General features: G+C 65.0%; 22 protein-coding genes and 1 riboswitch. Of the genes, 16 read left to right on the plus strand and 6 right to left on the minus strand.

Annotated features, from left to right (window positions below; genetic code table 11):
- On the minus strand, positions 1-120 hold a 120-nt coding region (locus tag HMPREF3151_RS11625), incomplete at its 3' end, for a biotin/lipoyl-containing protein (protein ID WP_141741381.1).
- Between the two features lie 122 nt (positions 121-242).
- On the opposite strand from HMPREF3151_RS11625, the gene HMPREF3151_RS08605 reads away from it, so the two are divergent.
- The gene (locus HMPREF3151_RS08605; RefSeq protein ID WP_070475217.1) at positions 243-638 is read left to right on the plus strand and encodes an oxidoreductase; all 396 of its coding nucleotides are present in this window, start codon (positions 243-245) and stop codon (positions 636-638) included.
- Here HMPREF3151_RS08605 and HMPREF3151_RS08610 read toward each other — a convergent pair whose 3' ends face one another.
- A complete protein-coding gene (locus tag HMPREF3151_RS08610) occupies positions 639-2126 on the minus strand; it encodes a leucyl aminopeptidase (RefSeq protein ID WP_070475129.1) in 1488 nt (495 codons plus the stop codon). It lies immediately after the preceding gene.
- A gap of 70 nt (positions 2127-2196) precedes the next feature.
- Between HMPREF3151_RS08610 and HMPREF3151_RS08615 the strand changes: the two genes are divergently transcribed.
- Complete coding sequence (locus HMPREF3151_RS08615; RefSeq protein WP_070475130.1) at positions 2197-3303, plus strand: branched-chain amino acid aminotransferase; 1107 nt, start codon at positions 2197-2199, stop codon at positions 3301-3303.
- On the opposite strand, the gene HMPREF3151_RS08620 is transcribed toward HMPREF3151_RS08615, so the two are convergent.
- Positions 3300-4286: a nicotinate-nucleotide--dimethylbenzimidazole phosphoribosyltransferase gene (locus HMPREF3151_RS08620; RefSeq protein WP_070475131.1), complete on the minus strand. Its 987-nt coding sequence runs from the start codon at positions 4284-4286 to the stop codon at positions 3300-3302. The two genes, HMPREF3151_RS08615 and HMPREF3151_RS08620, sit on opposite strands and share 4 nt — an antisense overlap.
- A gap of 3 nt (positions 4287-4289) precedes the next feature.
- Positions 4290-5021 (minus strand): DUF3043 domain-containing protein, encoded by a 732-nt coding sequence (locus tag HMPREF3151_RS08625; RefSeq protein WP_070475218.1) that lies wholly within the window; start codon positions 5019-5021, stop codon positions 4290-4292.
- A gap of 140 nt (positions 5022-5161) precedes the next feature.
- On the opposite strand from HMPREF3151_RS08625, the gene HMPREF3151_RS08630 reads away from it, so the two are divergent.
- Complete coding sequence (locus HMPREF3151_RS08630; protein WP_034998489.1) at positions 5162-5506, plus strand: HesB/IscA family protein; 345 nt, start codon at positions 5162-5164, stop codon at positions 5504-5506.
- Between the two features lie 60 nt (positions 5507-5566).
- On the opposite strand, the gene HMPREF3151_RS08635 is transcribed toward HMPREF3151_RS08630, so the two are convergent.
- Positions 5567-6553, minus strand: coding sequence for a S41 family peptidase (locus HMPREF3151_RS08635; protein WP_070475132.1), 987 nt, complete (start codon positions 6551-6553; stop codon positions 5567-5569).
- A gap of 61 nt (positions 6554-6614) precedes the next feature.
- The gene (asnB, locus tag HMPREF3151_RS08640) at positions 6615-8537 is read right to left on the minus strand and encodes an asparagine synthase (glutamine-hydrolyzing) (RefSeq protein WP_070475133.1); all 1923 of its coding nucleotides are present in this window, start codon (positions 8535-8537) and stop codon (positions 6615-6617) included.
- Between the two features lie 345 nt (positions 8538-8882).
- Here asnB and HMPREF3151_RS08645 point away from each other — a divergent pair, with 345 nt between their 5' ends.
- The 13 genes from HMPREF3151_RS08645 (at position 8883) to HMPREF3151_RS08710 (ending at position 21270) form a co-directional block, all read left to right on the plus strand.
- The gene (locus tag HMPREF3151_RS08645; protein WP_070475134.1) at positions 8883-9977 is read left to right on the plus strand and encodes an aa3-type cytochrome oxidase subunit II; all 1095 of its coding nucleotides are present in this window, start codon (positions 8883-8885) and stop codon (positions 9975-9977) included.
- An 18-nt stretch (positions 9978-9995) separates the two neighbouring features.
- Complete coding sequence (locus tag HMPREF3151_RS08650; protein WP_070475135.1) at positions 9996-10427, plus strand: aa3-type cytochrome oxidase subunit IV; 432 nt, start codon at positions 9996-9998, stop codon at positions 10425-10427.
- Positions 10428-10833: 406 nt separating this feature from the next.
- Entirely contained in the window at positions 10834-11454 is a 621-nt protein-coding gene (locus tag HMPREF3151_RS08660; protein ID WP_210383728.1) for an aa3-type cytochrome oxidase subunit III, read from the plus strand.
- A gap of 63 nt (positions 11455-11517) precedes the next feature.
- Complete coding sequence (locus HMPREF3151_RS08665) at positions 11518-12366, plus strand: cytochrome bc1 complex diheme cytochrome c subunit (RefSeq protein ID WP_070475137.1); 849 nt, start codon at positions 11518-11520, stop codon at positions 12364-12366.
- Positions 12363-13583, plus strand: a complete 1221-nt coding sequence (locus HMPREF3151_RS08670) for a cytochrome bc1 complex Rieske iron-sulfur subunit (protein WP_070475138.1) — start codon at positions 12363-12365, stop codon at positions 13581-13583. The genes HMPREF3151_RS08665 and HMPREF3151_RS08670 overlap by 4 nt, the downstream gene beginning before the upstream one ends.
- A complete protein-coding gene (locus HMPREF3151_RS08675; protein WP_070475139.1) occupies positions 13583-15214 on the plus strand; it encodes a cytochrome bc1 complex cytochrome b subunit in 1632 nt (543 codons plus the stop codon). The genes HMPREF3151_RS08670 and HMPREF3151_RS08675 overlap by 1 nt, the downstream gene beginning before the upstream one ends.
- Positions 15215-15624: 410 nt before the next feature.
- Positions 15625-15753, plus strand: a riboswitch (cyclic di-AMP (ydaO/yuaA leader).
- Between the two features lie 13 nt (positions 15754-15766).
- Positions 15767-16522 carry a C40 family peptidase gene (locus HMPREF3151_RS08680; protein ID WP_070475220.1) on the plus strand — a complete coding sequence of 252 codons (756 nt, stop codon included), beginning with the start codon at positions 15767-15769 and terminating at the stop codon, positions 16520-16522.
- A gap of 161 nt (positions 16523-16683) precedes the next feature.
- Entirely contained in the window at positions 16684-17712 is a 1029-nt protein-coding gene (locus tag HMPREF3151_RS08685) for a C40 family peptidase (RefSeq protein WP_070475140.1), read from the plus strand.
- Positions 17708-18844, plus strand: coding sequence for a glycosyltransferase family 4 protein (locus HMPREF3151_RS08690; RefSeq protein ID WP_070475141.1), 1137 nt, complete (start codon positions 17708-17710; stop codon positions 18842-18844). Before HMPREF3151_RS08685 ends, HMPREF3151_RS08690 begins: the two co-directional genes overlap by 5 nt.
- A gap of 11 nt (positions 18845-18855) precedes the next feature.
- Positions 18856-19809, plus strand: a complete 954-nt coding sequence (locus tag HMPREF3151_RS08695) for an ROK family protein (RefSeq protein WP_070475142.1) — start codon at positions 18856-18858, stop codon at positions 19807-19809.
- A 13-nt stretch (positions 19810-19822) separates the two neighbouring features.
- Complete coding sequence (locus tag HMPREF3151_RS08700; protein ID WP_070475143.1) at positions 19823-20551, plus strand: lysophospholipid acyltransferase family protein; 729 nt, start codon at positions 19823-19825, stop codon at positions 20549-20551.
- Positions 20548-20760, plus strand: a complete 213-nt coding sequence (locus tag HMPREF3151_RS08705) for a hypothetical protein (RefSeq protein WP_070475144.1) — start codon at positions 20548-20550, stop codon at positions 20758-20760. Before HMPREF3151_RS08700 ends, HMPREF3151_RS08705 begins: the two co-directional genes overlap by 4 nt.
- Positions 20761-21270, plus strand: a complete 510-nt coding sequence (locus HMPREF3151_RS08710; RefSeq protein WP_070475145.1) for a polyadenylate-specific 3'-exoribonuclease AS — start codon at positions 20761-20763, stop codon at positions 21268-21270. It begins immediately after the preceding gene.
- The last annotated feature ends 15 nt before the right edge of the window (positions 21271-21285 follow it).

Raw genomic sequence — 21285 nt, forward strand, 5'->3', positions numbered from 1 at the left:
GGAGACCTCGAGCAGCGGCTCGTCCACCTCGACCGTGTCGCCGACTTCCTTCAGCCACGTGGTGATCGTGCCTTCGGTGACCGATTCGCCCAGCTCGGGCATCTCAACTGAGTGCGCCATTTCTTAAGTCTCCTCATTGAAACGTTGGAAGCTATACAGGCACAAAGCGTACCTGTAACAAGCCCCGCACGTTGCCCAAGGGGTGACCTTTCCTTCCCGAAGTGCACCGTATGATGTGGGACGTGTTCAACCTGTTCGGCAAAGGCAAGAAGTCCACGACGTTTAAACCGCCCCGCGCGCCGGGGGAGACGATTCGTCCGGACGATGCGCAGTACCTGCGTGACTGGGTCGTCGGCCGGTCGTACGTGGAGGGCTTTGTCGAGCCGGAGACGATGGTCAACGAGATGTCCGTCGTCCTCGTGGACGAGAAGGGCAACTACACCCGCCGCCGCATCGGCGGCCCGAAGGGCATCGACCAGGTGGCCGACATGTTGGGCATCATGCTCTACGACGTCGAGGAAACCGGCTACCCCGACCGCATGCGCAGAAAGATCGAGCAGGAGCGCATCCTGCGCAAGCGCGAGGAGCAAAAGCAGCGCCGCGCCCGGTTCGAGCGCGGCGAGAATCCTTACGGCTAGCTATTGCTTATCGACGAGGCGCGACAACGTCTCCACAATCGTCCGCACCGGCGCGCCAGTGGCACGCTTCGGGGTGTAGCCGTAGGGGGCGCCGCCGTTCCAGGCGGGGCCGGCGATGTCGACGTGCGCCCACTCGACGTCCTCCGGCACGAAGCGGGACAGGTACAGGCCCGCAAACAGCATGCCGCCGGTGCGCGCGTTGTGGGTGTTGCGGATGTCGGCGATGGGGGACTTCAGCTCGTCTTCCTGCTCTTCCAGAAGCGGCATGGCCCAGGCCTGCTCACCCACGCCGCGACCGGTTTCGGCGATGAGGTCGCGCAGCTCGTCGGAGCCCATCACACCTGCGGTGCGGTTGCCCAGCGCCACCAGTTGCGCGCCGGTGAGCGTGGCGGTTTCGATGAGGTAGGCGGGGCCGTCTTCGCAGGCGCGGGCGACGGCGTCGGCAAGCACGAGGCGTCCCTCGGCGTCGGTGTTGATGACCTCGCTGGTGATGCCGCCATAATGGGTGATCACGTCGCCCGGGCGGGTGGCGGTGCCGGACGGCATGTTCTCCGCAAGGGGCAGCCAGGCGTCGACGCGCACCGGCAGCTCAAGGCGCGCCGCCGCGGCGATCACGGCGAGCTGGGCTGCGGAGCCGCCCATGTCCGAGATCATGTCCTCCATGCCGGAGCCAGGCTTCAGCGAAATGCCGCCGGTGTCGAAGGTGATGCCCTTGCCCACCAGCGCGACCTTCTTTGCTGCCCCGGAAGGCGCCCAGGTCAGGTGCACCAGGCGCGGCGGACGTGAGGAGCCGCGGCCCACAGACAGGATGCCGCCGAAGCCCTGGCTCTCCAGCGCGGACTCGTCGAGCACCTCGATATCCAAGCCCGCAAAAGAGGCGACCTCGCCCATCACGGACGCGTAGGACTCGGGGTAGAGGAAGTTGGCGGGGGTGTTGACCAGGTCGCGGGCCAGGTTCACGGACTCGGCGACAATCACGGCGGCGTTGTACTCGTCCTCGTCGGCGTCGATGACGGTGACCTCGGTGGTCTGCGGCGTCTCGGCGTCGGCGTTTTCGTCGTCCTGCACCTCTGCCTGGGACTTCAAGCCGGTGTAGGTGTAGCCGCCCAACAGTAGGCCCTCCACCACGGGGGCGACGCCGAACTCGGCGGAGATGGCGGCGCGCTCCACGTCGTTCAACGCGCGCGCAGCCGCACCGACGCCGCGGCGAACGGCTTCATCGTCGATCTCGGAGGCGTCGCCGAGGCCGAATGCGGTGACCAGGGAGCCGTCGATAAGCAGACGCGTCACCTCGCCCTCGGTGCCCTTGGCGCCGACCGCAACCAGTGCCTCCAGAAGACCCTTGGGGGCGAGCGCGGTGACCGGGACCTCGATGCCGTCCTCGCCGTTGGCGACGGGGATGAGCAGCGCCGCACCTTCAGGGGCGGTGGCGCCGAGCGTTGTGCGCACCGTGGTGCCGCGGGCGGGAAGGCTGATGTCGAAGGCCATGGATGTCCTTTCGTTGTGCGGGCAATTACACCCTGTGAGCGTACTGAATGAGGGGAGTACCCTGGGCCGTATGGCTGAGATCGAATTCACAATCACCCCCACCGCAAACCCCACCCCCGACGCGGAGCGCGCGAAGACCCTCGAAGACCCGGCGTTTGGCCAGCAGTTCACGGACCACATGGTCTCCATCGACTGGACCGAGGACGAAGGCTGGCACAACGCGCAGGTGCGCGCCTACGAGCCGATCTCGCTGGACCCCGCGTCCAACGTGTTCCACTACGGGCAGGCCATCTTCGAGGGCCTGAAGGCCTACCGCCACGCGGACGGCAGCATCACCGCGTTCCGCCCGGAGCAGAACGCGAAGCGCCTGAACAACTCGGCTGCGCGCATGGCGATGCCGGAGCTGCCGGAAGAGGTTTTCCTGGAGGCGGTGCGCCAGATCGTGGATGTTGATAAAGATTGGGTGCCGGAGGCTGGCGGCGAGGCGTCGCTGTACCTGCGCCCGTTCATGATCGGCACGGAGAAGACGCTGGGCGTGAAGCCGTCGTCGAGCTACAGCTTCTACATCATCGCCTCGCCGGCCGGCGCGTACTTTTCCGGCGGTATCAAGCCAGTTAGCGTGTGGATCTCAGAGGATTACGTCCGTGCGGCCCCCGGCGGCACCGGTGATGCGAAATTCGCCGGCAACTACGCCGCGTCCCTGCTCGCGCAGCAGCAGGCGGCGGAGAAGGGCTGCGACCAGGTGGTCTGGCTCGACGCGATCGAGCGCAAGTACATCGAGGAGATGGGCGGCATGAACCTCATGTTCGTCGAGGGCTCGGGCGCGGACGCGAAGATCATCACCCCTGCGCTGACCGGCTCGCTGCTGCCGGGCATTACCCGCAAGTCGCTGCTGCAGGTGGCCGAGGACCTGGGCTACACCGCGGAGGAGCGCAAGATTACCGTCGAGCAGTGGCGCTCCGGTGTCGAGGACGGCACGATCACCGAGACCATGGCGTGCGGCACCGCGGCCGTGATCACGCCGGTCGGCACCGTAAAGTCCAACGAGGGCGAGTTCACGGTGAACAACAACGAGGCTGGAAAGGTCACCATGGCCATGCGCGAGCGTCTGCGCGGCATCCAGACCGGCGACGTCGAGGACACCCACGGCTGGAACACCGTGCTCATCGAGAGCTAATTGCCTATCGACGCACCTTCGGCCAGCACCTCACCCGCCAATTCCGCGGCGAGGTTGAGCTGGCCAAGCGCGGCCAGGGCCCCTGCGCCCTGGCCCGTTTTCATCTCCAGCGCCAGTACGGGCGTGAGATTGAGAGCCTCGAGGCAGCCGACGTGGGCCGGTTCGGTGGTGGAGTGGCCGGCGATGAGCCAGTCCTTCGTGCCGGGGGCGAGCCGCTCGGCCACGTAGGCGGCGAGGGCGGGGTAGGCCTCGCCGATGAGCACCGGGGTGCGGCGCGCGGCGGACTGGGCGATCAGCCCCACCAGAAACGCGAAGTCCGGGCCGGTGAGTTCGGAGCAGACGCGCTCGGTGTCCTCGCGGAAGTCGCGCACGCGGAACATCGCGTCGCGCACGGCGGCGACCTTGACCTTCCACACCTTGTCGTTGATGCCGGAGCCGCGGCCGATGGCTTTGACCGGCTCGGTGCGGGTGAACACGCCGTAGACCGCCGCAGCGACGGTGGTGTTGCCCACCCCGATGTCGCCGGGGATGATCAGGTCCGCACCCGAATCGATCTCGTTGTCGGCCACTTCCGCGCCGGCGGCGAGGGCGGCATCGAACACCTCGGGGGAGGTGGCGGGCTCCACGTCGATGGCGCCGGTGGGGGTGTCCAGGTAGTCGCCGATGAAGCGCACCGTCGCACCCGCGAGTCGCGCCGCGGCGTGGGCCGGGCCGGCGCCGGCGCGCAGCTGCTCGGCCTGTGCGGCGCCCGCGTCTTCCGTCCACGCGGACACGCCGCGTGCAGCGACGCCGTGTGTGCCCGCCACGACCACCACGCGCGGGCGGACAAACGGGGCGGGGATATCCTTGCCCTGCACCGACGCGATCCTCGACGCCAAGGAGCCCAGCCTGCCCAGCGCCAGCCCTGCGGCAGAGCCCGCCAACGCGTCGGCGACGGCGTGGCCGTGGGACTGCTTCGGGGCTTCAACCGGCGGAAACTGCATGGCCTAGACCTTTGCTCCCACGGCGACGCGCGGCTTCGGGGTGCGCCAGTTGCGCGGCTGGGTGGCGCGGGAGAAAGCGTACATGCCCAGGCCGAAGCCGGTGTCGGCCTCCGGGAACTTCTCGCGCACCGCACGGTTGGCGCGGATGCCGATGATGAAGCCCTCGATGAAGATGGTCAACATGAACAGCAGGCTCAGCAGCGACAGCACGGCGGACACGCGCGGCAGCCAGGTGCCGATCAGCATGATCAGCAAGAGCACAAGTGCCGCCGGCATGACGTAGTTGTTGAAGAAGCGCTTGGAGTCCACCCAGTCGCGCACGAACCCGCGCACCTCGCCGCGGTCGCGCTCGGTGAGGTAGCGCTCGTCGCCGGCGTCCATGCGGGCCTGGATTTCGCGGTTGCGGGCACGGTTTTCCTCCCGCACCTTCTTCTTGTGCGCCTTCCACTCCTCCTTGGACATGGTCTTCTTCAGCTCTTTTTCGCGCTGACGGATCTGCGCCGGGGTGGCGGCGTTGGGGTCGCGCACCACGCCGCGCTTGATCTCTTGGTCGATGCGCTTCGGCGTCGGACGGCCTTTCGGCGGGGTGTAGCCCTTGGGGAGCTGTTCCTCCGCCTGCTCGGCCTCGGCCGTGGTGTCAGCCTTGTCAACGCTGTCAGCCTTAGGCAGCTCGACTTTCGTCGAGCCCTGCGCCGCGTCTGCGCTCTGCTCGGTTTTCTGCCAGGGAAGTTTCACGCTCATTAGGCTACAAGGCCCGCGTGCGGGAGTGGAATAACCCGGCACGCCTACCGGTTGCACTGTGCATGGCCGGTGGCGCGTAGCATGGGCGCCACTCCACATCGAAAGACTTGAGTCGAGGCACGAAGGAGACTGCAATGACTGCCCCCACCTCTACTACCGGCGTGAACCTGACCGAGGCCGCCGCGGCGAAGGCGAAGGCCCTGCTTGATCAGGAGGGCCGCAACGACCTGTCCCTGCGTATCGCTGTCCAGCCGGGCGGATGCGCTGGCCTGCGCTACCAGCTCTACTTCGACGACCGTGACCTGGACGGCGACAAGGCCGACGAGGTCGGCGGCGTGCGCCTGGTCGTGGACAAGATGAGCGTGCCGTACCTCATGGGCGCGACCATCGACTTCGCGGACACCATTGAGCAGCAGGGCTTCACCATCGACAACCCGAACGCGGGTTCCGCCTGCGCTTGCGGCGACAGCTTCAACTAAGCACTTCCTGCTTATCGACGAAAGCTCCGCACCACCGACGGTGCGGAGCTTTTTCGTGCGTTATTTGCAGCTGTGCTCGGCCGCGAGCCACGCGAGGGCCGCGTCTTCGCCGCCGGGCTCATCGGGCTGGATCGGGTCTTCGGAGAAGGTTTCGCCGGTGCGTGCCTTGTCTTTCGCGATGGTCAGCATCAATGCGCTGCCGTCGGGGAAGTCGTAGACCATGTTCGCCGAGGCGTAGCCGGCTGTCGGGGTGCCGAAACTCTTGGCGTTGTCCAAGCCCCGGAACGCCAGCATGGTGGCCTCGGCGGAGGAAGCGGTATCACCGTCGACAAGCACCGCGACCGGTGCGTCCCACTTGCCGCCGGAGGTGGTCGTCGGGCTCCCGCCGCCGCGCACCCCGTTGCCCTCGACGGTTACGGGGCTGGCGTAGGCGTTGGAAACAAATTCCAGCGCCGTGCCGTCCGGCAGTAGGGGAGAGACCCCGGCGAGCATCGGTCCCATGTCCCCGCCGTCGTTGCCGCGAAGGTCCACTACTGCGCCGCAGGCACCGCCGTCGCGGGCGGCGGCCAGCCCTTCGGCAAGCGTGTCGGCGTAGTGCTGGCCGTCGTCGTGGCGGCCCACACCGGGCACCGTCGTCCAGGCCACGCCGCCCCTGACATTCACGGACGGGGAGCGGGTGTCCGCTTCACTTGCGTTGTCCTGCTCGGCACCAGGCTCGATGAGCTTGGAGTGCTTGCCGCCGGCAGCCTTCACGGCATCGTTGAGGGCGGAGCGGACGTCGTCACGCGAAGATGCCCCCTGAACCGCATCTTCGGCTGCGGCGCGCGCGGCCCGGAACTCCTCGGAGTCGCCGTAGATGCCCTCCTCCGACAGGTCCAACACCGTCTTTGCGTAGCGGCTTGGTGTGTCCGTACCCCAGAATCGCGCGGTTCCCGAAACCTTCGCGGTCATGGTGGGGCCGTAGACGAACGCGGCGGCGACGGCGACAAGCATCAGTGCGCCGAGGACACCGCCTACTGCGATGAGGACTTTCCGTGCAGTTGACATGCAGTCCATTGAACCAGGCAGCCGTCATGCAAGCAGCCGGATTCGCCGGAAAATGGCCGCGTTAGAGCTGGACGGGGTAGTCCTTGTGCTCGATCTGCGGGTCGATGCGGTGCTCGACAAAGATGCCGTGCCAGACCATGAACGCCAGCACCGTCCACAGGCGGCGGGAGTGATCGGAGACGCCGTCGCGGTGCTCCTTGAGCATCTCCAGCACCTGGTCCTTGGCAAAGATGTCGTCGGTCTGGGACTCGCGGATGGTGTCCTGCGCCCAGCCGAAAAGCTCGTCGCCCGCCAGCCAGTGGCGCATCGGCACCGGGAAGCCCAGCTTCTTGCGGTGCAGCACGTGCGGGGGCACGATCTGCTCCATCGCCTTGCGCAGGGCGTACTTGGTGGTGCCGTTGGCGATCTTTTGGTCGTAGGGGATCGTCTGGGCGACCTCGAAGACTTCCTTGTCCAAGAACGGCACGCGCAGCTCGAGAGAGTTGGCCATGTTCATCTTGTCGGCCTTGACCAGGATGTCGCCGCGCATCCAGGTGAACAGGTCCAGGTTCTGCATGCGGGCCACCGGGTCCATCTCGGTGGATGCCGCGTAGATCGGCGCGGTGACCTCGCGGTGGTCCCACTCGCGCTTCGCCCACGGCAGCACGCGTTCGAGCTGATCGAAGTTGAAGGAGCGGGCGTTGCCGTAGTAGCGGTCCTCGATCGGGGTGGTGCCGCGCTCAAGCAGGCTCTTGCCCTTCATGCCCTCCGGCAGCACGCGGCTCAAGCGGTTCAGGCCCTTGTTCAGCGCGCCCGGCAGCTTCTCAAACGGCGCGAGCGACAGCGGCTCCTTGTAGATGGTGTACCCGCCGAACAGTTCGTCTGCGCCCTCGCCGGAGAGCACCACCTTGACGTGCTTTCGCGCCTCCTGCGCCACGAAGAACAGCGGCACCAGCGACGGGTCCGCAACCGGATCGTCCAGGTACCACATGATCTTCGGAATCGCGTCGGCGTACTCCTCGGGGGAGACAATCTTCACGATGTGCTCCACACCGATCGCCTCTGCCGACTCGGCGGCCACGTCAACTTCGGAGTAGCCCTCACGCTCGAAACCGGTGGTGAAGGTGAGCAGGTTCGGGTTGTGGCGCTTGGCCAGGGTGGCAATCGCGGTGGAGTCGATGCCGCCGGAGAGGAATGAGCCCACGGTGACGTCGGCACGCATGTGCTTTTCCACGGAATTCTCCAGAGCACGCGCGATGCGGTCGTAGAGGTCCTGCTCCTTGCCCTTCGGCACCGGCTGAGATGTGAAGTCCGGCTTGAAGTAGCGGTCCGAGTGCACCTCGCCGCCCGGCTTCAAGGTGACGGTGCAGCCGGACTCGACGCGGCGGATCTCCTTGTGCAGGCTCTCCGGCTCCGGCACGTACTGCAGGTCCACGTAGTGCTCGATCGCCCGGCGGTCAAGGTCCAGCCCTAGACCGAGCTCCGGCGCCATCTCCAGGATGGACTTCTTCTCGGAAGCGAAGACCGTGCCCTTGTCTGTGGTGGCGTAGAACAGCGGCTTGATGCCGAACTGGTCGCGCGCCGCGAACATCGTCTGCGTTTCGGTGTCCCAGATGACAAAGGCGAACATGCCGCGCAGATGCTCCACTACGTTCGCGCCCCAGTGGTGGAAGCCCACCACGATCGGCTCGCCGTCGCCGCCGGTGTTGAAGGTGTAGCCGGCCGCCTGCAGCTCCTCGCGTAGCTCGACGTAGTTGTAAATCTCGCCGTTGAACGTCAGTGCGTAGCGCTCCGGGTTGTCTGCCGGGCCCCAGCGCAGCGGCTGGTGGGAGTGCTCGATGTCGATGATGGCCAGGCGATTAAAACCGAACACGGCCGAGTCGTCGTTCCAGGTGCCAGCGGCGTCCGGGCCGCGGTGGTACATGCACGGCAGGGCGCGCTCGACAGAATCAACGAACTGGGCTGCGTTTGCGTCCGCGGTAAGCAGGGCAAGAAGGCCACACATACTCAAACCTCTCCGTATATATAAGGTGCGCCGTTTTTACGCGGCGGGAAGTCCCCTCAACAATAAGGTTTTGGGGCCGATTTTCGTGAACCGGAACCGCCCAACTTTCGCCGTGCCCCATAAGGGGGCCAACTTAAGGATGAACTTTTTCACGGCTTCGTTTGCCGGGCGAAGCTTTATCGTCGCTAAGCACTTGCTTATCGACGTTCCTCCGGCCCCCACCGCAACCTCCACTTCCTAGATTCCGACGGGCCAAGCCGGATGAACTATTCTGACCCCGTAGGAATGTTCTGTCACGAACATGGGCATTCAGTGTTTTTAGTGTGGACAGGAAGGCAGACACACGTGGATAAGGAAGTAAACCGCGGTTTCGCCAAGAAGGCCGGCGTCGCGGGCGCGCTCCTGCTCGGCAGCTTCGGGCTTGCTGGCTGTGACGTTGCTGCGCCGGAGGCGGTCGCAAACATCCTCGACATGGGCTGGCCGGACCCGGTCACCCCGGAGGGCACCCAGATGTACAACTTCTGGGTCTGGACCTGGGTTGCCGCCTGGATTATCGGCATCATCATGTGGGGGCTGTTCATCATGGCCATCGTGCGCTGGAACGGTAAGGCCCGCACCAAGCGCGGCGCCGGCGAGTTCCCGCGCCAGACGCAGTACAACGTCGGCCTCGAGCTGGGGCTGACCATTCTGCCGATCATCATCGTGATGGTGCTGTTCTTCTTCACCGTCCAGGCGCAGACGAAGACCACTGCTCTGGACAAGGACCCGAAGGTGACCGTGGACGTCACCGGCTACCAATGGAACTGGAAGTTCGGCTACGCCAACGTCGCCGGTGAGCTGACCGCCGACGGCCAGGACTACGACGGTCTGGATGCCGAGCGTCAGGCGCTGGCGGAGGAGACCAAGTACGACCCGGAGGACATGCACAACGCGAACCCGATTCACGGCACCTCCATGGGCGACCAGTCCTACCTCAACTTCAACGAGATTGAGACCATCGGCTCCACCGAGGAAGTTCCGGTTCTGGTGCTGCCGACTGACACTGCGATCGAGTTCCGCCTCGCGTCCGGCGACGTGAACCACGCATTCTGGGTTCCGGAGTTCCTGTTCAAGCGTGACGTCTACGCGCACCCGGAGAGCAACCAGCAGCAGCGCGCGTTCCAGATCGAGCGCATTGAAGAAGAGGGCGCCTTCGTCGGCCGTTGTGCCGAGATGTGCGGTACCTACCACGCAATGATGAACTTCGAGGTCCGTGCCGTGACCCCGGAGAAGTTCGAGCAGTACATCCAGTTCCGCCGCGACAACCCGGGTGCACCGAACTCCGAGGCGCTGAAGTCCATTGGTGAGGACCCGTACGCGACCTCCACCCGTCCGTTCGTCTCGGGCCGCACTGATTCCCGCGACGGCAACAACACTGTCGACCCGAACGCGAACGTTTAAGAAAGAGAGAGCGAAGCCATGGGAACTGGATCAAAGGTTTTCTACGCCATCGGCACCTTCCTTGCTTTGATGGCCGTGTTCTACATCCTCGCCACCGCCTGGATCGGTGAGGACGCGTACCTCTTCGGCGTGGAGTGGGTCGGCGCAGTCGGCCTCGTGCTCGCTACCGCCATGTCCTTCATGCTCGGTGGTTACCTCGACATCACCGAGCGCCGCATGGATATCGTCCCGGAGGACTGGGAAGAAGCGGAGATCGAGGACGGCGCTGGTGTGCTCGGCTTCTTCTCCCCGAGCTCCATCTGGCCGTTCACGATGTCCGTCGCCATTCTGGTGCTCGGCCTGGGCATCGCCTTCTGGCAGCTGTGGCTGCTCGCCCTGGGTGCGGTGTTCCTGATTTGGGCCACCACCATGCTGAGCCTGCAGTACGGTATCCCGCGCGAGAAGCACTAGACGCTGAATCGAGAATTCCCCCGCCGCGAATGGTCGCGGCGGGGGAATTTTCTATGGTTATCGTGCGGTTTATGGTGCAGTCATCCGAAAGTTGGTCCCCCGTTTGGACCGCTGCGCCGGGCCACTCAAAGTGTGAGATCAGGCACACTCGGGAACTTCGCGGCAACTCGAAAAAGTGCGAAACTATTTTGGCCAAAACGTCTCGGAGGGGGAGGGGTGCGGGCGGACGACGCGATGACCAGCATTGATCTAGTCGGATGCGCGGCGAAAAAGTTCCCGGGAAAACGAAGAAAGTTTTTCCGCAACACGGGTGCAGTCAAAACCTGCTGGTTGCGCACAGGTTCACAGGAAAATTTCGGGGGTGAGTGAGATGAATATCAGGACGAGATAGGGGATAATCTCACCCGTGACGACCGCAATGACAAACCAAGATATGGCGACGCCGCAGAATCGCGTCCCAGCGCTGAACCGTCCGAACATGGTCAGCGTGGGCACGATCGCGTTCCTCGCCCAAGAGCTCATGTTCTTCGCCGGTTTGTTCGCGATGTACTTCACGTCGCGTGCAAACGGCCTCGCTAATGGTGACTGGAGCACCCAGACCGATCACATCAACGTTTTGTTCGGCGGCATCATCACCGCTGTGCTGATCGCGTCCTCTTTCACCTCCCAGTTCGGCGTTTTCGCTGCCGAGAGGGGTGACGTGTTCGGCCTGCGCAAGTGGTTCACTGTGACCGTTGTGCTGGGCGTCATCTTCCTCGGCCTGGTGGCCTACGAGTGGACCGAGTTGGTGCTGGCCGGCGTAACGCCGCAGTCCTCCGTATTCGGTTCGGTGGTGTACATCATCACCGGCTTCCACATGGCCCACGTGACCGCCGGCATCCTCGCGTTCATCGTGGTGCTGCTGCGCGTGGCTAAGTCGAAGTTCACCCCGGCTCAGGCAACCGCCGCAATGGCAGTTTCCTACTACTGGCACTTCGTCGATGCCATCTGGATCGGCGTGTTCATCACCATCTACCTCGTTCAGTAGTCCTCTTCCAGGCGTTTGCCTGGGGGAGCGGAAAAGTTCTGAAAAGTCGATAAAGGGAACACAATGGAAAACACACCCAAGAAGAAGCGCCAGGGACGCAAGACGCAGCGCACGCTCGCTGGCGCAGCGGCCCTGACGCTGGGGTTGACCGGTGCGGGTCTGCTCGCATCTGCTCTGACCCCGAACGCACAGGTGGCAACGGCAGCCCGTGATGACCAGGCACTGATCCAGGAGGGCAAGGACCTCTACGACGTCGCCTGCATCACCTGCCACGGCGCGAACCTGCAGGGCGTCGAGGACCGCGGTCCGTCGCTCATCGGTACCGGCGAAGGTGCCGTGTACTTCCAGGTCAACTCCGGCCGCATGCCGATGATGTCCAACGACGCTCAGGCCGAGCGCAAGCGTCCGCGCTACACCGAGGAACAGGCGCTCGCACTTGCTGCCTACGTCGCGGCAAACGGCGGTGGCCCGGAGCTGGTGTACAACCCGGACGGCTCGCTGGCTATGGAGGAGCTGCGCGGCAAGGACTTCGACGGCAAGATCCAGGAAGCAGACGTCGCCCGTGGCGGCGAGCTGTTCCGCCTGAACTGCGCGTCCTGCCACAGCTTCACCGGCCGCGGTGGCGCACTTTCCTCCGGTAAGTACGCACCGGTGCTGGATCCGGCCAACGAGCAGGAGATCTACCAGGCCATGCTCACCGGCCCGCAGAACATGCCGAAGTTCTCTGACCGCCAGCTCTCCGCTGACGAGAAGAAGGACATCATCGCCTTCATCAAGTCCACCAAGGAAACCCCGTCCCCGGGTGGCTACGCCCTCGGCGGCCTCGGCCCCGTTTCTGAAGGTATGGCGATGTGGATCATCGGCGTGACCCTGGTCGCTGCCGCTGCTATGTGGATTGGATCTCGCTCATGAGTGATGTGAAGAAGAATTACACGAAGGAAGAGCTGGACCGCATGAGCAATGCGGAGCTGGCTGCCCTGGGCACCGAGCTCGACGACGTCACGGTGGCGTACCGCAAGGAGCGCTACCCGGTCGAGGGCGACCCGCGCGAGAAGTCCGCCGCCACCGGCATCGGCATCTGGTTGACCATCTCGGTCATCTCCGCGCTGGCCTTCCTCGGCGTGTACCTGTTCTGGCCGTGGGAGCCGAAGTTCCACGGCGACGAGGGTCTGTTCATCTACACCCTCTACACCCCGCTGCTGGGTCTGACGTCCGCGCTGGCGTTCTGCGGTCTTGGCGTCGCGATCATCCAGTACGTGAAGAAGTTCGTGCCGGAAGAGATCGCAGTGCAGCGCCGCCACGACGGCCGCTCCAGCGAGCTGGACCGCCGCACCACCACCGCGCTGCTGAACGACGCATGGGAGACGTCGACCCTCGGCCGTCGTTCGGCACTGAAGGGCCTGCTCGGCACCGCCGGTGTTCTCGCCGGCCTGATGGTTATTGCTCCCCTCGGTGGCGCGATCAAGAACCCGTGGAAGGTCCGCCACGAGCTGGACTACCACGGCGACGGCACCCTGTGGACCCACGGCTGGACCATCCAAGACAAGGGTGTGAAGGTCTACCTCGGCCGCGACACCGGCGCGATCGCCGAGCTGCACGAGGGCGAAACCGGCTCGCACTACACCACCGCGGGTGTCTCCCGCCTGGTGCGCATGCGCCCGGAGGACCTCGCAGCCGCCGCAATGGAAACGGTGTTCCCGCTCTACCCGGAGGACGTCAACGACGGCGACGAGTACGACCCGCAGCGTGACGTCTACGAGCACCACATGCACTCGATCCACGGTCCGCGTAACCCGGTCATGCTCATCCGCCTGCGTTCGAAGGACGCGGAGAAGGCGGTCGAGCGTGAGGGGCAGGAGGACTTCCATTACGGCGACTACTACGCCTACTCCAAGATCTGCACGCACATCGGTTGCCCGACCTCGCTTTACGAGGCTCAGACAAACCGCATTCTGTGCCCGTGCCACCAGTCGCAGTTCGACGCTCTGCAGTACGGTAAGCCGGTCTTCGGCCCGGCCGCCCGCGCACTGCCGCAGCTGCCTGTGACTGTTGACGAAGACGGTTACCTCATCGCCAACGGGAACTTCATTGAGCCCGTCGGCCCGGCATTCTGGGAGCGTCAGTCCTAATGAGCACTAAACTTGAGCAAGCCGCGGATAACGTTGATTCGCGCTACACAATCTCGGGCGTTCTGCGCCCGCAGCTGAACAAGGTCTTTCCGACCCACTGGTCCTTCATGCTCGGTGAGATGGCGCTGTACAGCTTCATCATCCTGCTGCTGACCGGTATCTACCTGGCACTGTTCTTTGACCCGTCTATCACCAAGGTCATCTACGACGGTGCGTACCTGCCGCTTAACGGCGTCGAAATGTCCCGCGCATACGCAACCGCGCTGGATATTTCCTTCGACGTCCGCGGCGGCTTGTTTGTCCGCCAGATGCACCACTGGGCCGCGCTGATGTTCATGATGGCGATGTTCGCCCACATGATGCGTGTGTTCTTCACCGGCGCGTTCCGTCGCCCGCGTGAGGCCAACTGGCTCATTGGCGTCACCCTGGTGCTGCTGGGCATGATCGAGGGCTTCATGGGCTACTCCCTGCCGGACGACCTGCTCTCCGGTGTTGGCCTGCGAATTATGTCCGCCATCATTCTGGGTCTGCCGATCATCGGCACCTGGATGCACTGGGCAATCTTCGGCGGCGACTTCCCGTCTGACCTGATGCTGGACCGCTTCTACATCCTCCACGTGCTGATCCTGCCGGGCATCATCCTCGCCCTGGTTGCGGCTCACCTCGCACTGGTTTGGTTCCAGAAGCACACCCAGTTCCCGGGCCCGGGCCGCACCGAGAACAACGTCGTCGGCGTGCGCATCATGCCGGTGTTCGCCACCGAGGCAATCGGCTACATGATGGTCGTGTTCGCCGTACTTGCCGCCATGGCTGGTCTCACCTCCATCAACGCGATTTGGAACCTTGGCCCGTACAACCCGTCCCAGGTGTCCGCCGGTTCCCAGCCGGATATCTACATGCTGTGGACCGACGGTGCTGCTCGTGTCATGCCGGCATGGGAGCTCTACCTGGGCAACTACACCATCCCGGGTGCGTTCTGGGTGGCCCTGCTCTGTGGCCTGATGGTCGTTCTCCTGATCACCTACCCGTTCATCGAGCAGAAGGTCACCGGCGACACCGCCCACCACAACCTGCTGCAGCGTCCGCGCGACGTTCCTGTGCGCACCGGTGTCGGTGTTATGGGTCTGACCTTCTTCCTGCTGCTGACCATCTCCGGTGGTAACGACCACGTGGCGCACTTCTTCCAGATCTCGCTGAACGCGATGACCTGGGTTGGCCGTATCGGTCTGATCGTGCTGCCGCCGCTGGCATTCTTCATTACCTACCGCCTGTGCATCGGCCTGCAGCGTTCCGACCGTGAGGTCCTGGAGCATGGCATCGAGACCGGCGTGATCAAGCGCCTGCCCAACGGTGCGTTCGTGGAAATCCACCAGCCGCTCGGCCCGGTGGACGAGCACGGCCACCCGGTGCCGCTGGAGTACGCAGGTGCACGCGTGCCGAAGCAGATGAACCAGCTCGGCTTCGCGGACTCCGACACCATCGGCAAGTTCTCCCCGGCAGAAATCGGTGTCACCGAGCGTGTGCGCGATGCAGAGGAGCAGAAGCACCACGAGGCCGTCGAGACGCTGCGTGCCCTTGAGGCAGCCAAAGACCGCTCCGACCGCGACGCAACACACGACAACGCGGAATAGTCACGGCGTAGTTATGACGCTGTAGCGGTCGCGAAAAGGCCCTCTTCCCGGCAACGGGAAGAGGGCTTTTTTCTTGGTTACAATCCCGTAAACTTTGCCATGTGACAAAGACCACAGAGATTCTCAGGTTGTGCTTGAGTACAAAGCGGGTGAGGTCGCTATGGGTGCACTATGGGTTCGAAAAGCCGCAGCATAGAAGGGGTAAATGCGGGATCGTCGGGTGTCTGAGTGGAAGTTAAATGCCGACATGACGAAACCGTGAAATGGGCAATTTTGGTTGATAACGGAACTGTAACGGCGTGGCGGGTGGACACCGTTGTTGCCGTTTCGTAACCTGTTCGAGACATTGCGACAACAGCCGTTGGCAGCATGTACCGAAAACAACATATGAGCCGTAACCCGAAGCGGCGGACCGCACCCCGCGGAACGCGCGCCATGGGGACCGGGGAACCACCGCGGAGCGAAGTGCTCCCGAGGGGCGCAGGGCCATTTCTCAGCACCCCGCCCGACAGCTAACCCGGTTGGCGAAGAGAAGATATGGAGAGAATTATCGTGGCAAAGCACCGTCGCCAGGACAACACCGCAGCACGCGCAGCAGCGGCTACCGTAGCCGTCGCAGCGGGCGCCGCACTGGTCGCGCCGGCCGCCGCCTCCGCAGCAGAGGTTCGTGTTCCCAACACTCCGGTTTCCGTTCAGGTCCCGGGCATCGAGAACGTGCCGGGTGTGGCTTCCATTCCGGGCATTGACGCTTGGATCCCGTCGCTCGCCGGCGCACCGGCGAACGGCAACGTCCAGAACGCTATCGCGTCCGTGAAGGCTTTGCCGGGCGTGGCTAACGTCCCGGGTTTCAGCCAGTTCCTCGCTAACGTTGAGCAGCAGGTCCGTCCGGCCGCCCCTGCCCCGGCGCCGGTCCAGCAGACCTACTCCGCACCGGTTGCCGCTCCGGCACCGGCGCCGGAGCCGTCCATCGGTGAGCGCATCGTTTCCATTGCGCAGTCCAAGATCGGCTCCCCGTACGTCTACGGCGCAGCAGGCCCGAATGCCTTCGACTGCTCCGGCTTCACCTCCTGGGTTTACGCGCAGGCTGGCAAGTCCATCCCGCGTACCTCCCAGGCTCAGGCTTCCGCCGGCCAGCAGGTCGCACTGAGCGATATCCAGCCGGGCGACATCGTCGCGTACTACGGTGGCGCCTCCCACGTCGCCATCTACGCCGGCAACGGCCAGATCATCGACGCGCTGAACTCCGGTATCCCGGTGGGCTACCGTGACCTGCACATGATGCCGATCCACTCTGTGGTTCGCTTCTAATAGCCGAAGAATGTGCCCCGTCCCGCTTTGCGGGGGCGGGGCATTTTTTCTCTCTTACCTCACGAATCACTCAAATCACACGTTGAGCATTTTGCTTTGCGACGGCCCCCGGAGCAGCTATAGTTTGTTCGTTCGCGCCGAAATCTGAAGAGGTGTCCATAGTGGGTAAACACTCGCTCCGCTCCAACCGCTCCCGCGCCGCCGTTGCGGCTATCGTCGCAGGCAGCGTCATTGCCACCACGATGCTTCCCGCGGCACCCGCAAACGCGGACGACGTGGATGCGTTGATCGAGGAGATGGAATCTGTCTCCCACGACGCCACGGCGAAGGCCGAGGAGATCAAGGAGCTGGAGGACGAGATCGCCGAGTCCGAGGCGAAGCTGCGCTCCGCCAACGCCCGCGCCACCGAGGCGAAATCCCAGCTGGAATCGCTTCGTGGCGTTTCCGACGCGCAGCGCAAGAACGTCGGCGACATCGCGCACTCCCGCTACCGGATCCCGAAGTCCGACGCGATCTTGACCACCCTGGACTCCGGCAACCCGCAGGAGGCGATCGACCGTTCTGCGTACTTGGCGGCTCTGGGTAGAAACTCCCAGCGCGCGCTGACGGAGCTGGAGGACGCCAACCGAGCCGCCGGCGAGCGGGCAAGCGTGGCCAACATCGCGGTTGCGGAGGCGCAGCACGCCCGCAACGAGCTGGACGGCAAGCGCAAGAAGCTGGAGGAGGAGCGTGAGGAGCTGGATCTGCGCGTCGCCGACATTGAGCGCCGCGTGGACAGCCTGAGCGAGGCTGACCGCCAGCGCTGGATGAACAAGGACAACCCGGTGGATTCGGCGTTCCTGCCTGGCGCGGACTCCGGAATCGTCGCAGCGGCCATGGCGCAGCTGGGCAAGCCATACGGATGGGGCTCTGCCGGCCCGGACGCGTTCGACTGCTCGGGTCTGATGGTGTGGGCCTACGCCCAGAACGGTATCGGTATCCCGCGCACTTCGCAGGCGCAGCTCGCGGGCGGCACCCCGGTGTCGATGGATGCCCTGCAGCCGGGCGACATCATCGGCTACTACCCGGGTGTGACGCACGTGGGCATGTACATCGGCGACGGCATGGTGGTCCACTCCTCGGACTACGGCATCCCGATCCAGGTGGTGCCGCTGAACTCCATGCCGGTCCAGGGGGCCGTGCGTTATTAAGACGCTGCTGGTCACCAACGACTTCCCGCCCACCGTGGGCGGGATTCAGTCGTATTTGCGGGACTTCGCCGCTGAACTTGCACGCCGCGTAGGCCCGGACAACCTCGTGGTGTTCGCCTCCACCCAAGACGCAGTCGCCGCGCGAGAGTGGGACGCCTCCGTGCCCTACATGGTGGTGCGCTGGCCGCGCCGCGTCATGCTGCCCACCCCGGCGACGGCCCGCGAGATGCAGCGTCTGATACGCGCCCACGGGATCGGCACGGTGTGGTTCGGGGCCGCTGCACCGTTGGCATTGATGGGCGCGGCCGCGAAGCGGGCCGGCGCGACCACCGTCATCGCCACCACCCACGGCCACGAGGTCGGCTGGGGCATGCTGCCCGTCGCCCGCCGGGCCCTAGCCGCCATCGGCCGCAGCGCAGACACGGTCACCTACATCTCGGACTACACCCGGCAGCGTCTGAAAGCATTCGGCACCCACCCCCGGTTCGTGGCGCTGCCGTCCGGCGTGGACACGGAGTTCTTCCGTCCCGCCACAGCATCCCAGCGGGCCGCCACCCGCGAGGACCTCGGCGTCGACGGCGCGCCGCTGGTGGTCTGCTCCTCGCGGCTGGTGGCCAGGAAGGGGCAAGATGTGCTGATTCGGGGTTGGCCGGAGGTTCGTCGACAAGCACAAGGCGCCCGGTTGGTCATCGTGGGCTCCGGCCCGTACGAACGGAAGCTGCGGGCGATGGCGGGCGAGGGCGTCGTATTCACGGGCGCGGTGCCGGGGGAGCGGCTGCGTGACATCGTGGCGGCCGCGGACGTGTTCGCCATGCCTGCGCGCACGCGCCTCGGCGGGTTGGACGTCGAGGGCCTGGGCATCGTCTATCTGGAGGCGCAGGCCTGCGGCGTGCCCGTCGTCGCGGGCAACTCCGGCGGCGCGCCCGAGACCGTCACCGCGGAGACGGGGGTGGTGGTCGATGGGCGGGACACCGATGCCGTCGCCCAGGCAATTGCGCAGTTGCTTCTCGACGACCAAAGGCGCACCCGCATGGGCCGCGCCGGACGCACGCATGTGACCGAGCACTTCTCCTGGGACGTGCTCGGGGCGCGGCTGGCTGCGCTATGCGGCGCTGGCAAGCGGCGGGACTAGACTGCCATTCCATGGTTGCTCACTCACCGATGACCGTCGGATTCGACATCGGCGGCACAAACGCACGCGCCGCCGTGGTGGACGCTGACGGTGTGATCGTCGATTCGCTCGGCACCGACACCCCGCACGACGCTGAGGGACTCACCCGCACGATCGTCGAGATGGTTGGCGAGCTGCGCGCCAAGCACGACATCGGGGCAGTCGGCGTGGCCGTGGCAGGCTTTTTGGACCCGGACTGCGAAATCGTCCGCTTCGCGCCGCACCTGGCCTGGCGCGACGACCAGCCCGTGCGCCGCGACCTCGAGCAGGCGCTGGGCCTGCCGGTGCGCCTCGAGCACGACGCGAACTCCGCCGCCTGGGGCGAATACCGCTACGGTGCCGGCCGAGACCTGGACACCTGGGTGTTCTTCGCCGTGGGCACAGGCATCGGCGCGACGCTGATGCACCACGGCGAGATTTACCGCGGCGCATTCGGCACCGCGCCCGAAATCGGCCACATCACCGTGGTCCCCGGCGGTCGCGTGTGCTCCTGCGGCAAACAGGGGTGCTTGGAGCGCTACGCCTCCGGCACGTCGCTTGTGGACTGCGCGATTGAAATCGCCACCAAAGGCAGCTTCCGCGATTCGTCGGTGTACCGGGCGGTCGTCGAGAAGCGGGCGAGCGGGCACGACATCATGGCCGCAGCCCGTGCCGGCGACCAGCTGGGACTGGCTGCCCTGGACAGCTTCTCCACCTGGCTCGGCCGCGGGTTGGCAATCGTCGCCGATGTGCTGGATCCCGCGCAGGTCGTCCTCGGCGGCGGCGTGAGCGAAGACGCCGACCTCTACCTGGACGACGCGCGCACCTCCATGGAGGCCAACATCGTCGGCGCCGGATATCGTCCGCAGCCGGAGATCCTCTGCGCTGAGCTGGGGTCCCGGGCGGGTATGATCGGGGTCGCTGATCTGGCCCGTGAACTGCTGTAGAAGGCGAGCGACGATGAACAACAAGTGGTATTCCCTGTTCAAGGTTATTCTCGGGCCGCCGCTGCTTGTGTGGAACAGACCCACCATCGAAGGCGCGGACAACATCCCCGACGACGGCGCCGCCATTTTGGTGTCCAACCACCAGGCCGTGCTGGATTCGTTCTACCTGCCGCTGATGGTGCGGCGCCAGATCACCTTCCCCGCGAAGAAGGAGTACTTCACGGGGAAGGGTCTCACTGGGCGCATCCAGAAGTTTTTCTTCTCATCGGTGGGCCAGATCCCTGTGGACCGCGGTGCGAAGGGCGCCGGAGACGCGCTGCAGACCGCGGCGGAAAGAGTGCTGGGTAAAGGCGACCTGTTCGGCATCTACCCGGAGGGCACCCGATCCCCGGACGGGCGCGTGTACAAGGGCCGCACCGGCATGGCGCGTGTGGCAATGGCCACCGGCGCACCTGTCGTGCTCATCGGCATGATCGGCTCCGGTGAGGCGAATCCGATTGGCACGAAAATCCCGCGACCGGTGAAGGTGCGCATCAGGGTCTCCGAACAGATCCACCCCCATGCGTGGGCCGCCGAGCACGGCTTCGACCCCGACTCGCGCGAGGTCATGCGCTCGTTCACGGACTACTGCATGCGCCGCCTGGCGGACATGGTGGGGGAGGACTACGTGGATATCTACGCCTCGGACGTGAAGAAGTCCCTGGCGGAGACGGGGGAATACCCGGAGGAGGCACGCCCGTGAACAAACCCCTGATTATCCGTTTTGCTCTGGTCGCCGTCGTGGTGGCGATCTACCTGGTCGCTTCTGAGGCCGGCTGGTATCCCAAGTTGGCCGGGCCGCTCGCAGTACTGGCGGTGGCTGCTGTGATGTTCTGGCCCCGCCGCGGCGGGCCGAAGGGGCCGTCGAGACGTGAGCTTCTCGACGACATTCGGTCGGAGTCGCGCAAGTAGATGCGGTATTTCTACGACACTGAATTTATAGAGGACGGCTCTACCATCGAGCTAGTCTCCATCGGCATAGTTGCCGAGGACGGGCGCGAATTCTATGCCGTGAGCACGGAGTTCGACGCTTCCAACGCCAACGAATGGGTGCGCGAGAATGTGCTGAGTAAGCTGCCGCGCGCCTCGCACCCGGCGTGGAAGCCGCTGCAGAAGATCCGCGACGAGGCCCACGCGTTTCTCACCGCCGGCCGCGGCAAGCCGGAGCTGTGGGCGTGGGTCGGCGCCTACGACCACGTGGTGTTCGCCCAACTCTGGGGTGACATGGCCGGCCTGCCCAAGGACCTGCCGCGTTACACCCGCGAGCTGAAGCAGTACTGGCAGATGGCGGGGCGTCCGCGCCTGCCCAAAGTCCCGGACGGCAACCACGACGCACTCGTGGACGCGCGCCACAACCTGCGCAAATTCCGGGTGTGCATGGAGGCATTGCCTATCGACGCCTCCGGCACTGTGTCCAAATAGTGAGATTCAATCTTC

The organism is Corynebacterium sp. HMSC05H05 (genome assembly GCF_001807265.1).
Lineage (GTDB): Bacteria > Actinomycetota > Actinomycetes > Mycobacteriales > Mycobacteriaceae > Corynebacterium.